The organism is Ensifer sp. SSB1, assembly GCF_016652895.1.
GTDB lineage: Bacteria > Pseudomonadota > Alphaproteobacteria > Rhizobiales > Rhizobiaceae > Ensifer.
Window position 1 is genome coordinate 1 of record NZ_JAEPRP010000178.1, and the last position, 15085, is coordinate 15085.

General features: G+C 60.3%; 14 protein-coding genes, 1 tRNA gene and 1 pseudogene. 6 read left to right on the forward strand and 10 right to left on the reverse strand.

The genetic code is table 11. From position 1 onward, the window contains the following. A partial coding sequence (locus tag I8N66_RS30565) for a diacylglycerol kinase family lipid kinase (protein ID WP_291162155.1) occupies positions 1 to 840 on the forward strand: 840 nt, incomplete at its 5' end. Here I8N66_RS30565 and I8N66_RS30570 read toward each other — a convergent pair. Further along, on the reverse strand, positions 810 to 2303 hold the full coding sequence (locus I8N66_RS30570) for a glycosyltransferase family 39 protein (protein WP_291162158.1): 1494 nt from the start codon (positions 2301 to 2303) through the stop codon (positions 810 to 812). The two genes, I8N66_RS30565 and I8N66_RS30570, sit on opposite strands and share 31 nt — an antisense overlap. Beyond that, positions 2296 to 3239 (reverse strand): annotated as a pseudogene (locus I8N66_RS30575) (glycosyltransferase family 2 protein). Before I8N66_RS30575 ends, I8N66_RS30570 begins: the two are co-directional and overlap by 8 nt. A 134-nt stretch (positions 3240 to 3373) precedes the next feature. Here I8N66_RS30575 and I8N66_RS30580 point away from each other — a divergent pair. After that, positions 3374 to 4327 (forward strand): lysylphosphatidylglycerol synthase domain-containing protein, encoded by a 954-nt coding sequence (locus tag I8N66_RS30580; RefSeq protein ID WP_291162161.1) that lies wholly within the window; start codon positions 3374 to 3376, stop codon positions 4325 to 4327. A gap of 3 nt (positions 4328 to 4330) precedes the next feature. On the opposite strand, the gene I8N66_RS30585 is transcribed toward I8N66_RS30580, so the two are convergent. From I8N66_RS30585 to I8N66_RS30605, 5 genes are all read right to left on the reverse strand, one after another. Beyond that, the gene (locus I8N66_RS30585) at positions 4331 to 5833 is read right to left on the reverse strand and encodes an AMP nucleosidase (RefSeq protein ID WP_291162164.1); all 1503 of its coding nucleotides are present in this window, start codon (positions 5831 to 5833) and stop codon (positions 4331 to 4333) included. A gap of 85 nt (positions 5834 to 5918) precedes the next feature. Continuing rightward, entirely contained in the window at positions 5919 to 6239 is a 321-nt protein-coding gene (locus I8N66_RS30590) for a YnfA family protein (RefSeq protein WP_223726801.1), read from the reverse strand. A gap of 218 nt (positions 6240 to 6457) precedes the next feature. Then, positions 6458 to 6634, reverse strand: a complete 177-nt coding sequence (locus tag I8N66_RS30595) for a hypothetical protein (protein ID WP_162261310.1) — start codon at positions 6632 to 6634, stop codon at positions 6458 to 6460. Between the two features lie 76 nt (positions 6635 to 6710). Further along, entirely contained in the window at positions 6711 to 6884 is a 174-nt protein-coding gene (locus I8N66_RS30600; RefSeq protein WP_034804185.1) for a hypothetical protein, read from the reverse strand. A gap of 311 nt (positions 6885 to 7195) precedes the next feature. Continuing rightward, positions 7196 to 7537: a DUF2147 domain-containing protein gene (locus tag I8N66_RS30605; protein ID WP_291162177.1), complete on the reverse strand. Its 342-nt coding sequence runs from the start codon at positions 7535 to 7537 to the stop codon at positions 7196 to 7198. Between the two features lie 596 nt (positions 7538 to 8133). Here I8N66_RS30605 and I8N66_RS30610 point away from each other — a divergent pair. Further along, entirely contained in the window at positions 8134 to 8400 is a 267-nt protein-coding gene (locus tag I8N66_RS30610; RefSeq protein ID WP_057252835.1) for a sel1 repeat family protein, read from the forward strand. A gap of 57 nt (positions 8401 to 8457) precedes the next feature. On the opposite strand, the gene I8N66_RS30615 is transcribed toward I8N66_RS30610, so the two are convergent. The 3 genes from I8N66_RS30615 to I8N66_RS30625 form a co-directional block, all read right to left on the reverse strand. Next, entirely contained in the window at positions 8458 to 9573 is a 1116-nt protein-coding gene (locus tag I8N66_RS30615) for a pyridoxal phosphate-dependent aminotransferase (RefSeq protein ID WP_291162181.1), read from the reverse strand. Positions 9574 to 9697: 124 nt separating this feature from the next. Further along, a complete protein-coding gene (locus I8N66_RS30620) occupies positions 9698 to 10075 on the reverse strand; it encodes a PilZ domain-containing protein (protein WP_113541524.1) in 378 nt (125 codons plus the stop codon). Positions 10076 to 10272: 197 nt separating this feature from the next. Next, positions 10273 to 10827, reverse strand: a complete 555-nt coding sequence (locus tag I8N66_RS30625; RefSeq protein WP_291162184.1) for a hypothetical protein — start codon at positions 10825 to 10827, stop codon at positions 10273 to 10275. A gap of 175 nt (positions 10828 to 11002) precedes the next feature. Here I8N66_RS30625 and I8N66_RS30630 point away from each other — a divergent pair, with 175 nt between their 5' ends. The 3 genes from I8N66_RS30630 to I8N66_RS30640 form a co-directional block, all read left to right on the forward strand. After that, complete coding sequence (locus tag I8N66_RS30630) at positions 11003 to 13153, forward strand: caspase family protein (RefSeq protein WP_162768992.1); 2151 nt, start codon at positions 11003 to 11005, stop codon at positions 13151 to 13153. 233 nt (positions 13154 to 13386) lie between these two features. Continuing rightward, positions 13387 to 13476: transfer RNA gene (locus I8N66_RS30635), tRNA-Ser, on the forward strand. Positions 13477 to 14312: 836 nt separating this feature from the next. After that, the coding region (locus I8N66_RS30640) for a porin (protein WP_291162187.1) at positions 14313 to 15085 on the forward strand (773 nt) is incomplete at its 3' end.

A 15085-nucleotide genomic window follows, 5' to 3' on the forward strand; every position in this document is an offset into this window, starting at 1 on the left:
TCCGGAAATGAAAGGCGCGAGACGCTGGAGCGCACATGCCGCCGCGACGATCTCGATGCGATCCTTGCCGGCGGTGGCGACGGTACGATTTCTGCGGCTGCCGGGGTCGCCTGGAAGAACCACATGCCGCTTGGCGTCGTTCCCGCCGGGACGATGAACCTTTTCGCCCGCACGCTGAAGCTGCCGCTCGATATCTGGAAGGTGCCGGAAGTGCTGGCAAACGGAGTGATCATCGACGGCGATATCGGCAGCGCCGATGGCCGAGCCTTCGTGCACCAGTTTTCGATGGGCCTGCATGCCCGCATGGTGCGCTACCGCGAGTCCTTCAGCTTTCGTTCGAGGGCGGGCAAGATCGCCGCCAGCACGCGTGCCGCCGTTGGCGTGATTCTCAATCCGCCTGATTTCGAGATCGAGTTCGACGTCGACGGACACAAGGAAAGCCGCCATGTTTCAGCGGTTTCCGTCTCCAACAACCCGTTCGGGCGCGACACGCTGATGTATGCCGATGATGTTACGGCCGGCCATCTCGGCTTCTATACCGCTCCGCCCCTGAGTCCGCCGGGCGTCGCCAAGCTCGCCTTCGATGTCATGCGCGGTAAATTTCGCGATAGCCCGCTGATTACCACCATGAGCGGTCATGCGCTCGATCTGCATTTTCCCAAGGTGGAGCGTAAGATCAACTGCGTCATCGACGGGGAACTCCTGCCGATGGGCCGTGACGTCGCGCTTCGTATTCACCCCGGTGAACTCAAATTGCTCGTCGGCGCCGACCGCGACGGCGCGCCCATCCAACGCGACGGGTCGTCCACTCATCGGGAAGGGTCGGCGATCCAGAAGTAGCCGAAGCCGTAGCGATCCGGCAGATTGCCGTTGAGATAGGGCAGGGCGAGTTGCTGCGGCTTCATCGCCTCCTCAGCCACGCCGAGCGACTTCAAGATGTCGAGAAGCCCTTCAGGTGGTTGAGCATCGAGCTTTCCGTTGTCGCTCCAGACCACGAGGAGCGGTCCGGTCAGATGCTCGATCGGAGAACTGCTGTTTCCAGCCACGAAAACCTTGGCGCCGTGCAGACGCGTGCGCACATTGCCCCCAAGCAGCTTGTCCGAGGCGATGACCATCACCGGCTCGGCTCCCTCCTGTTTCACGACGGTATCGACAAGGGTGCTGTAGGGGATGCTCAGCCGCGACAGCTTGCCGAACCAGGGGCGAACAACCGCACGAGCGGAGACCACCACCAATGTGGTGACGACGATGAAGGCGACGATGAGCAGGAAGGGGCGAACGCTGCGCGCAGTGTCGACGCCGGAAGCCTCGACCTTGAGGGTAAGGTAAAGCGGCAGCAGCACGAGAAAGAGAACCAGCCATTTCTCCCGCATGTGCGTGGCGCCGACGGCCAGCATGATCAGCAGCACGGCACCGAGGCACAAAAGCAGCATGCGCCCGATGACGCGTGTCCAGGGGCTTTCGGCGCGCCAGATGGCCGGCAGGTCCTTGCGAAAGACGAGAGCAAAGACGACCAGCGGAATGGCGGCGCCACGAAGCGAGGCGGCGACCAGGGCGACGACCCCTTTGAGCGCCTTCGTCAGGTAGCTCGTCTGTTGCGCCGTCCCCATTTCATGGAGGGTATTGCGCGAGGCAGCACCGAGATTTTCGAGAATCCAGTAGCCGTGCGGCAGCGCAATCAGCGTGCAGACGGCGATGGCAACCAGGATGCGCCAGTCGAAGAGCCGTGCGCGCAGCTTCGGCTCGGGCAGGATCGCAATAATCGCGGCGGTTGGGACGAGTGCGAAGTTGTACTTCGAGATGACGCCGATGCCGACCGCCACGCCCGTCAGGATATAGGCGAACAGACTTGGCCGCGTCATCGTCCGGATGAAGGCGTAAAGGAACAGCGACACGGCAAATAGCGCCGCGACCGTATGCGAAAGGTCGCGCTGCGCGAGCAGGAAGATCGGCGGAAAGGTCAGGACCCCGACCGTTGCGATGGCTGTCAGGCGCCGATCGTTGAGGACCTCGCGTGCCGCGAGGCCGTAGAAGAGACAACAGAGAAACAGGAGCCCGTTCTTGAGCACCGTCATCGTCGCGAGCGACGGCCCGAAGAGCGAGGTGAGCCCGTATTGCAGCCAGTTATAGAACGGGGGCTGCGAGCCATAGCCGAGCATCAGGAACTGCGAGACGAAGGCTTGTTCCGACTCGTCGATCTCGAGCGATGTGGAAACGGCGAGGCGCAAACCGATACAGAGCAGGAAGTAACCGGCAATCAGCGCAACGGTGATGTTTGGCCGACGATTGACGACGTCAAGCATCGTTCGGGTCCCGGGCAAAGATCTGCCGCACGATGTAGTTGGTGGTATCGTCGTCGCGGAAATAGGTTCGCGCCATCATTTCCGCGAGGATGCCCGTAGTGATGAGCTGGACGGACGAGAGGAACAGCATGACGCCGACGATCAGCAGCGGTCGCGTTCCGATGTCGTTGCCGAGGATGAACTTGTCGAAGCCGAGATAGACCAGGATCAGCCGAAGAAGTGCCCCGGGCGCGCCTTGTACCGCATGAAGAACAGCACCGACAGCAGATCGAGAATCACGCGGAAGGTTCTGGAGATCCCATATTTGGACTGGCCATGCTGGCGCGCGTGATGGGTAACGGGCATCTCGCCGATGCGGCTGCTCGGCACCACGCCGGCGACCCAGGCGGGGATGAAGCGGTGCATTTCCCCCATCAGCTTCACCTGCTTGATGACGGAGGTCCGGTAGACCTTCAGGCTGCAGCCATAGTCGTGCAGCCTGACGCCGGTGATCTTTCCAATCAGGCGGTTGGCGCACCAGGACGGGATCTTCCGGAGCAGGAGGCCGTCCTGCCGGTTCTTTCGCCAGCCGACGAGCAGGTCGAGCTGGCGCTCCTCGATCGCCTTGACCATTTCGGGGATGTCAGCCGGATCGTTCTGCAGGTCGCCGTCGAGCGTGGCGATCAGGCGCCCGGCAGCAGCGTCGATGCCGGCCTGCATCGCCGCGGTTTGCCCGAAGTTCTTCTGCAGTTCGACGATCTTGAGGTCGAGGCCGGGGTCGGAAAGCGCCTTCCTCGCATTTACAAGCGTTCGGTCGGTACTGCCGTCGTCAACGAGGATCAGTTCCCAAGGAGAGGGAAAGTTCGCCAGCGAATCGCGGACCCGCGTGATCAGAGGCTGGATGCTGTCCTCCTCGTTGAACACGGGAATGACGACGGATAGTTCGATGGAGTACATGGAAACAGCTCGTACATGCGGCGGCGCTTGCGGTGCCGCAAGATTTGGATTGGGCTACATAATCGTTTTCTTGCACAGTTATCGGTGATAACCAACGTTCAATCTTGCGTGTCAACACGGGAAATCGAGACCTGATGATTTCGGATTGCGAGTCCGACCGGCGATCCTGGCTCGCCCGCAACCGGATGACATTGCTTTCGGCAGCTGCCATTGCGACCTACGCGGCCTTTGTCGAATGGTTCTGGGGATGGCCGGCGCTGTTGAAGCAATGGTCGGAGATCGGCTTCGGTTCGGCAGTCTCGGCGCTGGTGCTGCTCGTCGCGACCTATTTCATTCGTTGCTACCGCATCTATGATTACTTCCCGAAAGAAACCGCTGGCCGCTTCCTGCCGCTATTTCGCGTCACCCAGGTTCACAATCTCCTGAACATCATGCTGCCGTTTCGCGCCGGCGAGACGAGCTTCCCGCTCCTGATGCGCTCGGAGTTTTCCGTGCCGCTCGCGCGCGGAACGTCCGCTCTCCTGGTGATGCGTCTGCTCGACTTGCACGCGCTTCTCGTTGTCGCCGCCGTCGGCCTTGTCATCGGGCGTGGGTCAGCCGTCCTTTGGGTCGCGTGGCTTGCCGCGTTCGTCTCGCCGCTTCTCTTCTTTCTTTTGAAGGATCAAGTGATCGCGCTGGCGCGCCGGCTGTTGCCGACAAAGCTCGATGCCATCGTCGACGAGTTGGAGGCGGGCGTTCCCGCCAACATCGTCGCGTTCCTGCGCGCCTGGGGCATGACCGTCCTCAACTGGGCGGTCAAGGTCATCGTTCTTGCCTGGGTGCTGGCCTTCATGGGCGTTGCGCCGCTGGCCGCCTGTTTCGGCGGCGCCCTCGGCGGCGAGCTTTCATCGGTGCTGCCGATGCATGCGCCCGCCGGCGTCGGTACCTATCCCGCCGCGATCGCGGCCGGGGCCGTATCCTTCGGCGCTCATGCCGATCGCGCCGGGCTGGAGCAACTCGCGGCCGCCGGCGTCAACGCGCACCTTCTGATCATCGTGTCCGCGGTGGCGGGCACGATGTTGTCGATGGCGCTCGGGAGACGGCGCTAGCTCTTACTGGAACGAAGTCTCGTAGAAGCTTCTGAGCTTGCGGGAATGCAGCTTCTCCGGTGGCATCGCCGCAAGTTTCTGCAATGCCAGGATACCGATCTTTAGATGCTGGCTGACCTGCGTCTTGTAGAAAGCGGTCGCCATGCCCGGCAATTTCAATTCGCCATGCAGCGGCTTGTCCGATACGCAGAGCAAGGTTCCATAGGGCACGCGGAAGCGGAAGCCGTTGGCGGCGATCGTCGCCGATTCCATGTCGAGTGCTATGGCACGCGCCTGCGACAGGCGTTTGACCGGGCCGCGCTGGTCGCGAAGTTCCCAATTGCGGTTGTCGATCGTCGCGACGGTGCCGGTGCGCATGATCTGCTTGAGATCGTAATCGCGGTAGCCGGTAACCTCGGCAACGGCATCCTGGAGCGCCACCTGCACTTCGGCGAGCGCCGGCAAGGGAATCCAGACCGGGAGGTCGTCGTCGAGAACATGATCCTCGCGCATATAGGCATGCGCGAGCACGTAATCGCCAAGACGCTGGCTGTTGCGAAGACCGGCGCAGTGACCGAGCATCAGCCAGACATGCGGGCGCAAAACGGCGATATGGTCGGTGATCGTCTTGGCATTGGACGGGCCGACGCCGATATTGACCATGGTGATGCCGCCGTGCCCCTTCTTCTTCAGGTGATAGGCGGGCATCTGCGGCAGCCGTGCGAGCGTAAAGTCGGTCTCAGGCTTGTCGGCGCCGGCGGGCGTGATGATGTTGCCGGGCTCGACGAAGGCCGTGTAGCCGTTGCCGCCTTCGGCCATCTGCCGGCGGGCCCAGGCGCAGAACTCGTCGATATAGAACTGGTAGTTCGTGAAGAGCACGAAGTTCTGGAAGTGCGTGGCGCTGGTTGCCGTGTAGTGGCTGAGCCGCGCCAGCGAATAGTCGATACGCTGGGCCGTGAAGGGCGCGAGCGGCGAGGGCTCGCCGGGACCCGGCTCATAAGAACCGTTGGCGATCTCGTCGTCGGTCGTCGTCAGGTCAGGCGCATCGAACAGATCGCGCAGTGGAATGTCGATGGTGTTCGCTGCCGAGGCCTCCACATAGGCGCTCTCGCCAAAGGCAAAATGCAAGGGGATCGGGGTCGCCGATTCCGAGACCGTGACTCCGAGGCCGTGGTTGCGCATCAGGTGGCCGAGCTGCTCCTTCAGATAATGCCGGAAGAGCTTCGGCCGGGTGATCGTGGTCGTATAGACACCGGGTGCGCTGACATAGCCGTAGGACAGGCGGGAATCGACATGGCCGAAGCTGCTCGTCTCGATGCTGACCTGCGGATAGCAGGCGCGATAGCGTGTGAGCGGATCGTCGGTTTTTCCAAGCCCCTCAAAAGCCTCGCAGAGGAACCGGGTGTTGCGCTCGTAAAGCGCCTCGAGGCAATCGACAGCAGCCGCAGGATCGTCGAAGTACTGCGGCTCGAAAGGCTCAGGCGTTGCGACGGAAAGGACGGAGTGTGAAGAGATTCGCTTGTTCATGTCGCATTATAGGCTGCAGCTTCTGACAAGCAAACGACAAGATATCTGCGTGCACAACCGCGTCGCGATCAGCCTTTCGATGGGTTCAACGGGGGCTGGCAAGGATGATGGCGCTGCCAAGGAGCGCGATAGTCATGCCAGCGAGATCCCATCGGTCGGGTCTGACACCCTCTGCCAGCCAGAGCCAAAGCAGCGAGGCGGCGATATAGACGCCGCCATAGGCAGCATAGGCTCGGCCCGCAGCCGGACTGTCGATCAGGGTCAGGAGCCAGGCAAAAAGCGCGAGCGATACCATGCCGGGGACGAGCCAGAGGATGGACTTGCCGAGCTTCAGCCAGGCCCAGAAGGCAAAGCAGCCGGCAATTTCGGCAAGGGCGGCAAGTGTATAGACGAGATAGGTGGGCATCGGTCTGACAGGGCTTGTTGTGGCAAATCCTGCTGCAGGTGTCCTTTGATCGGAAAACCGTGCAACAACTCAAAGTGCGGCAGCGACCGTAGCGCATCTTAAAAGACGCGTGGCGCGGCAGTTGCGAGAGGACAGGAAAGCGGCATCAAGTGCAAGCCGGAAAGACAAAAGGGGCGCGATCGCCCCTTTTCATGAAATCCGATCGGGTGACACCTGCGTCACGTCATCGACTGGCGCTGCAGGGTGACGAAGAGGACAAGGCCGGCGCCCTGCTTGCCGATGCCGGCGCCGTTGGCCTTCGAGTAGGCAAGCGCCCCAACCGGTGCCATCAGCAGGCCGGCCAGTGCAAGCACACGCAGCGAGAGAAACGCGGATGTCGAAAGAGCGGCCAGCATGTTCGTTTCTCCATCAGATCACGAGGTGATCGGTTTCACTTGGCGGTGGAGCAGGGCGAGCCCGGTCCGTTCCGCGTTAGAGCTTGGCCTGGCAGTATTGCGCCGTATGTGCGGTGCAATCCGTCAGCGAGCCAAGATAGGTGTTGCTGCGGCGACGTTCGGTGTCCGCGCTGACAGCAGCGGCGAGAGTTACAGCGAAAACGACCATCAGAAGGCTGATGATGGTGAGGCGCCGAGCAAGGATATCCATGGTTCTGTCCGTTGTTTGGAGGCAGGTTCAAATCGATTGAGTGTGTTTTCGCATACCCAAACTGAATTGATGCTGAGATGTCCGTTCATCTGGCGTTCATCTTCGGTTGCATTTGAGCGTGCTGCCGCTCGATCCGGGTGATGCCGAACGCCGCGATGGGGTGCGATTGGCCTAAGTGCCGCAATGCGCGAAGGGGCAAGAACGCCGGGCATAGCGATGGGACGCAGTGACTAAGCCACGGACTGCGCATGCGAAAGGGCGGCCGATGGCCGCCCTTTCGATAAGTCAATGCGTCTAGTACCGCGCGGCGCCTAGAGGCGCGTCCAGGTCTGCGACTTGCAGAGCACTTTCAGGACGCAGCCCTTCATCTTCAGCGAATTGCCGTCGACGGAGCCCGAACCGCTATAGGTCTTGTCGGTATCGGGATCGGTAATTTCGCCCGAATAGCTGCCATCGGTGCCGGAAAGATTGCCGATGCGCTTGCCGGCATGCTTGCCGGTCTTCAGCGTCACGCAGAAGGCGGCGCCACAAGGGGCAATCTCCGCGGTCGCTCCGCTTGCCGTCTTCCAGTTGCCGACGATCGATTCTGCCGCTGCAGCCGTCCCGGCAATGCCAAGGGCGAGTGTCGCGGTCATGAGCAAGGTACGTAACATTCCAGTCCTCCAGATCGAGACCGCCGACGTGGTCCGCTCCGTCGGCTGCTCTTGAGATGTCCTCGTGTGCAAAGGCAGGCTCCTCACCGCCGCGCGGACGATAGCTTACGCGCACGTAAAGGTAAACAAGCCCTGCGGCGGCTTCCGATGCTTTTTGATGGTCGTTTCAAGCCGGTCGAAAACCAGGAAATCTTGGTGCCTCCGCCACCGTCGATCTTTTCGTGGTTAGCGTTTGGTTGAAATCGGCAGTTGAATTTTTCGTAAATTTTGAAGCGAATGCGCCGGATTCTCGGACTTCCGATGTTTAACAAAAACTCAAGTTTACCAAGCGTTTGAACTTTGTTTGTCGCAAATTAAGCATGCATTTTAAGCGCGCATTGAAAGCCCTGCTGCATATTGGAGCCATAAGACGAGCGGACAAAAACGCTCCGACAAACCACCGAAGACGACGCCGCAAAAAGATGGTGCGCTTCGGAAAGGCCCGCAAAGAGGCAAGGTCGAACAGGGACCAAAACAAGTGCTGATCTGGAGCATGGCTCGCCCGAAACGGGCGGGCCGCTTCGGGAAAACCAACCAGGCAAAACAGGGACAAGACAATGGCACGCTTTGATATGCAGATTGCTTCGGATGCCGCGATGGGTGGTGACAACCAGGCGGAAATCTTCTGTGAAATGGGCCTCGCCTATGCAACGGGCCACGGCCGCCCGGTCGATCTCGTCGCCGCCCACAAGTGGCTGAACATCGCTGCGATCAAGGGCTGCGACCGCGCCGTTGACCTGCGTGCCGATCTGGCGATGACGATGAGCAAGGCAGACCTTGCAGCAGCGCTGCGCGCCGCTCGCGAATGGATGACCGTTCACTGAACGAATGAGGCGGCCGCCGAACGGCCGCCGGCCGAACGACCGGGATCTGAAGCTGGATCAGGCCAGCTTTTTCAGAACCTCGGGCAGGGCGGCCTCAAGCAGGTCCATCTCCACTTCCGGTCCCGTGCTGATGCGGATGCAGCGGTTCAGGGGCGCCACGCCCGGCATCCGGATGAAGATGCCATGGTCGCTCATCAGGGTATCAACGATTGCACGCGCATGGACCGTATCGCGGCCGCCGTCGACCGCTACGAAATTGGTGGCGGAGGCGAGCGGTGTCAGGCCGTTTTCCACTGCAATCGTCGCAATGCGCTCGCGGGATGCTGCGATCTTCCTAGTCACTTCCTTTAAGTAATTCTGGTCCGCAAGCGCGGCGATCGCTGCCGCGACACCGATCCGGTTCATGCCGAAATGGTTGCGGATCTTGTCGAAGGCCTGCGCCGTGCCCGGCGTGCTCACGACATAACCGACGCGCGAACCGGCAAGACCGTAAGCCTTCGAGAAGGTGCGCGTACGCACGACGTTCGGCCTGTCGATCAAGGCATCGATGGCCGGCAGCGAATCGGCCGGTGCCGTCTCGCAATAGGCCTCGTCAAGGATAAAGAGGGTTGTCTCGGGCAAAGCCTGGGCGAATTCGACGATGCGCTCGGCCGGCCACCAGCTTCCCATCGGATTATCGGGATTGGCGAAATAGACGAGCGGCGCATTTTCTCGCTTCACGGCGTCCAGCAACCCGCCGAGATCCTCCCGGTCGCCGGTATAGGGCACCGTCACCAGCCGACCACCGTGACCGACGACGTGATAGTTGAAGGTCGGATAGGCGCCGAGTGACGTGACGACCGGCATGCCAGGCTCGATCACCATGCGGACGATCTGGCCGAGCAATCCATCGATGCCTTCACCGATCGCGATATTGGCTGGCGTGGTGCCGAGATGAGCCGAAATTGCCTGCTTCAGGTCGTGGTTTTCCGGATCGGCATATTTCCACGTTCCGCCTGCCGCTTCATTGATAGCCGCCAGGACACTTGCGGCTGGACCGAACCCGCTTTCGTTGGCGCCTATACGCGCTGCGATGGCTCGCCCCCGCTGCCGTTCAATAGCCTCGGGGCCGACAAACGGAATGGTGGAGGGAAGGGATTGGATGAGCGGCGTGAAGCGAGAGAAAGCGGACATGCTGAAGAATGAGCCCCGTTCGAACAAAGTCCGGGGAACTTAGCGCATGCCGCCGCAAATCGGAATCATTCCCGCGAGAAAACTGCTCGAATTCCTTGGTGCCGTTTTGCCCTGATCGGTGACCTTACCGCCGCGGCTTTGCATTCTTCACCTGGCCGGTGAAGAATTCTTGCCGGATGATCTCGCGCAGCAAGGTCTGCTCGATCGGCTTGATGAACTGGACGCCGATGCGCTCGCCGTTGCGATAGACCTCGGCGCAGCCGATTCTCAGCGAAGTGCCGACGATATGCAGATAATAGTGTTGTGGCAGGCCGATATTGGTATCGACCGCAAAGCTGGCACCGCCGCGCGAGATGTCGATCATCCGGCAGGGGCGTACGGAAACATTTGCGAGACCCGGCTGCACCGCTGTCAGCGTGCCCGCGTGCCCGATGGAGAATCGCTCATAGCGTCGCTCGTAGAAAGGCGAGGGGACGCACGAATACATTGTCTGGTTCTGCATGCGTCGTTCTCCGCCAGTGCCGGATCAGTCGGCGCGCTGAGTTTCTGAGCGCATCCTTCGACCCCGGACAATTCATTTGTCCCACATCGTTTCGGTGGGCAATTTCCACCGTTACTAGAATCAGCTTGGCAGCAGAAACTTGCAATCCCCTGAAATCGATCACTAAAAATCTAATGTCGCTCGTTTTGCATCGAAAGTCAGAGCCCGCCACTGGAAAACTGGATCCGAATGAGGCGCCGCAAGAAATCGGGCGAGAGCAGCATGTTGAAACGCACCCCGAGTTCGGTGCCTTCCCGGTGAACCTGAGAACAGCCGATTTCCTCCTTGAAACCTTCGATCTCCAGAAAGAAATGTTTCGGCAGCAGGATCGCAGCATTGAAATCGAGCATCGCGCCGGCAACCGAGATATGGCGCAGCAGGCATTGATACTTGGTTTTCGCTTTCAACTGCTGGCCGATGACCAGGATGCGACAGGGGCGCTCGATAAAATAGTGCTGATGGGTCGTCGCAAGCTGGCCCGGCTTTCCTTCCGCGACATGCATCTTCATGGACATGGCAAGCTCCGAGACCGATGCCTTTCGTAACTCCCGCAGCGCTGTCATCGAAAGAATCGACGACGGTGCCGCTATCGTGTTTGAGCTAAGCACATCGACTTGCTTCGACCTTGCGCCGTCCAGGCGCGTGGCGGGCAAATTATGACGCGTGCGTACATTGAAAGCCCACATCTCATACGTAATACTTTCGTCAGGCATGACCGGGGCGCCCGATGTGGTGATTCCGAGGGCAGATGGGCGAGGGCGTCGTCCGTCGTTTGCAAGCCGGGCAAGGCGAAGAACGATGGTCGGTGCCGGAGGGAATGGCATGTTCACGGGGCATTCGCGGCATTGGCTGCCGCTCTCTATTCTTTGTATGGCGTTGTTTGTGTCGGTGTCCGATGCATGGGCTGCCAAGCGCGTCGCACTGTTGATCGGCAACGAGAAATATGAAGCGACGTCGCCGCTGAACAATCCGGCCAATGACGTGGAACTGATGAAGGTCTCTTTCGAGGAGGCAGGCTTCGATTCCGTCACGACCGTGCACGATGTCAGCCGCCAGGACATGGTGAAGGCGCTGCGCGACTTCGAAGATCTAGCGACCGGCGCCGAAGTCGCGATCGTCTATTATTCCGGCCATGGCATGGAGATGAATGGCGAGAATTTTCTGCTTCCCGTCGACGTGCAACTGAAGACGGACAAGGATGTGGAAGACGAGGCGATCGGGCTCGACCGCGTTCAGCGTTCGCTCGAAGGAGCGACCAAGCTCAAGCTCGTCATTCTCGACGCCTGCCGCAACAATCCCTTCGAACAGAGCATGACCCGCTCGATCTCGACCAGGGCGGTCTCACGCGGGCTGGCGCGTGTCGAGCCTGAATCGGCCGACCTGCTTGTCGCCTTTGCTTCCAAGGCCGGCACGGTTGCGCTCGACGGCGAGGGCAAGAACAGTCCATTCGCCATGGCGCTTGCCAAATATCTTACCGAACCGGGGGTCGATGTCCGTATTGCCCTCGGCAAGGTGCGCGATGAAGTGGTCTCGGCGACCAATCGCGGCCAGGAGCCGTTCGTTTATGGCTCGCTCGGCGGTGCGCAGATCTTCCTCAATATCAAAGAGGTGAACATCAACATCACCAACAATGGTGGCCAGCTTTCGCCCAACAGCCAATCGGAGGCGGCTGCCGACTGGCAGAACATTCGCGATCTTGCGGACAAGGATCTGATCGCGGCGTTCCTCGCGAAGCACGGTTCCGATCCGGTCTACAAGATGCTTGCCGAGAAGAAGCTGAAGCTGCTGACCGAGGCCGAGCAGACGTCGAGCGTGACGCCCGACGAAATCGCCTGGGATGCGCTCAAACAATCGACCGACGCAGCCGCCCTGACACGTTTCATCGAGCGCTACCCCGACAGCAGGTATAAGGCGGAGGCCGAGCAGCAGATCGCGGCGCTCGAGCCGCAAAAGGGTCTCAATGTCTCGCTGACCGGCAAGGACACGCAGGCCTCGCGGGACTGCTATCTGCTCGCGGGCGAGCCGCAATCGATGCCGGGTTTCCTCGGGGTCAATTTCCTGAAGCTTGATTCCGAGCGGGCGTTGACTGCCTGTGCCCAGGCCGTCAATGAGAACCCGGACGACATGATGCTCGTCAACATGCTGGGTCGGGCCCAGGATGCCGGCCGCAATTATGTCGACGCGCGGAGCAATTACCGCAAGGCCGCCGATGGCGGCAACATGTATGCGCTGACGAATCTCGCCTGGTTCTCGATCTATGGAACCGATGGCCCGGTGGACGTCGACCAGGGCAAGCGCATGTTCGAGCAGGCGGCCAAGGGCGGCAATGCTTACGGCCAGGCGTCGCTCGGCTGGCTCTATCGTGAGGGCTATGGCGGCATCGCGCAGGATTATGCCGAGGCCGCCCGGTGGTACGAGCTGGCGGCCAACCAGGGCTATGCCAATGCCATGGCGACGATGGGCTGGTTCTATCGGGAGGGGCTCGGACTGCCCAAGGATCTGGCGCAATCGCTTTCCTGGTACAAGAAGGCGGCCGAAAGCGGCGATACCAATGCCATGTCTTCGCTCGGCTGGGCCTATCAGAACGGATTGGGGGCGGAGCAGAACTACGGCGAGGCAAAGGTCTGGTACGAGAAGGCGGCCAATATGGGCGACTCCTATTCCATGGCCTTGCTCGGTTGGTTCTATGACATCGGCAATGGTGTCTCGCAGGACTATATGCAGGCCCGCACCTGGTATGAGATGGCCGCGAATGCCGGCAGCGCCTATGCCATGGGCAATCTGAGCCGCCTTTATGATTTCGGCCTCGGTACAAAAGCGGATGCGAAGGAGGCGGTTCGCTGGGCGGCAGCGAGCATTGAGGGCGGCGACCCGGCCAAGCTGGAAGAGGTGAGGACGCAGCCCAACAATTTCACGCCGGCGTTCCGCAAGGAAATGCAGGTCCTGCTTAGGGATCGCGGCTATTATGGCGGACCGATTGATGGTGACTTCGGCGCCGCCACGCAGCAGGCGATCGAGCGTCTCGCGCGCAAATCCTAGCGTTCGCGATAAAGACGCGCGGACTTGGGTTCGTTCTCACCAGGTGTGAGAATCGGTAGACGGCAAATCTCGAAAGGGTGCCCATGTCCCCCGCTTTTCTGCGGGAATAGCTTGTTGCTTCGCCCACACCTTCGCTTCCTGCCGGCAGGACCCACATGAAAATGAGAGGAATTGCCGGAAACCGACAAAAAAATCTTGCATTGGCCGCTGAGTGACACTAGTCAGGCGCTAACGGAGAGGTGGCCGAGTGGTCGAAGGCGCTCCCCTGCTAAGGGAGTATACCGGAAACGGTATCGAGGGTTCGAATCCCTTCTTCTCCGCCATTCCCTTGCGAGATCCGAAAACACGAATATCTTCTTGATCCCAAGGGTTGGGTGGCCGGCATAGCGCCGGGCGGGTTGTTGGTGGCACGCGGGACCTCTTCTTCTGGGCAGCGTCGTGGCCTCGCCAACTTGGTAGCGGACTGAAGCAGCGCGCTGAGCGTTGGAGCCAGTCGGTTAGAGGCTCCTGAAAATCTCGCAAATGGTGTTTGCAAAATCCTGAGCGTTCGGCAGGCGTCTATTGCCTTGGCTCATCGCCGACGGGTTCGCAGTCGGATCGTTGACGTCCGCGCCATCGCACCCACCTCACTCTCTCGCTCGCTAAGGCATCGATCGTTGCTCAGGCTCTCTGTAGGTTTGGTTCGTTAATGGACGCTCTGTTCTCGCCGCGGTGGCCGCGATTCTCGCTGCGCTAGAATCCCGTTCTCATTTCTTGGAGCGAATGCTGTTTTAGCCGCTTGCTGTCGAGGCGAACTTGCCGTTTGTGGCCGCGCTTTCCCCCATTTTGGGCAGCTTTCTGCCTCTTTCTGGAACAGCCGATGGGTAGTCCTCCTAGGCTAAACCCCTGCCGTCAAAGGGTTTTCTTAATGCTTTGTTAATTTTCTTCTGGGGTCTGCGGCGATTTTGTGTCGTTTCAGCAACAGGGTTCGGCGAAGGGCGACGCAAAGCACGCGATCTCGTTAGTTGGACGTTGCGCCGATGATCCGGTCTTGTATTTTCAACTCCGGAAGCAAGGGCGGTTGATCGTCCGACTTCTTGAACGTTGGGGATGGGGCAGGGAAAGCTGTCCTTCAGCAAAATACCCAGACCCGTTTGAAACTTTTGACTGGAGGTCAGAAATGAACATCAAGAGCCTTCTTCTCGGCTCCGCTGCTGCTCTCGCAGCAGTTTCCGGCGCACAGGCAGCAGACGCAATCGTCGCAGCCGAGCCGGAGCCCATGGAATACGTTCGCGTTTGCGACGCTTTCGGCACTGGCTACTTCTACATCCCGGGCACTGAAACCTGCCTCAAGATCGGCGGCTTCATCCGTTTCCAGACCAACTTCGGTGAAAATGCTGTCAACCGTCTTCAGGGTTGGGGCAACGCCGGCACGTCTGACTGGGATGCCTTCTCGCGCGCTTACATCTCGTTCGACGCCAAGAGCGACACCGAGTACGGCACGCTCACCGGCTTCTTCGCTGCTGAGTTCAACGCCGACAACGACACCGACATCGGTGACAGCCTCATCGACGTCGACGAAGCCTACATCCAGCTCGGTGGCCTCAAGGCCGGCTTCTTCTACAGCTGGTGGGATAAGGGTCTGAACGGCGAAACCGACTCGATCGGCAACGTCACCGAGTTCAACTCGATCGCCTACCTCTATGACGGCGGTTCGTTCCAGGCTGGTATCGCTATCGACGAACTCGAAGGCTGGTCGACCAAGCCGAACGGCGTTGGCGTTCAGGGTATCGTTTCGGCTTCGGTCGGCGGCGTTTCCTTCGACCTGCTCGGCGGCTACGACACCGAATTCGAAGAAGGCGCGATCCGCGCTCTGCTCTCGGCTGACCTCGGCCCGGGCGTCTTCCAGATCGCTGGTATCTGGGCTTCCGACCCGAACGCTTACTGGGCTGA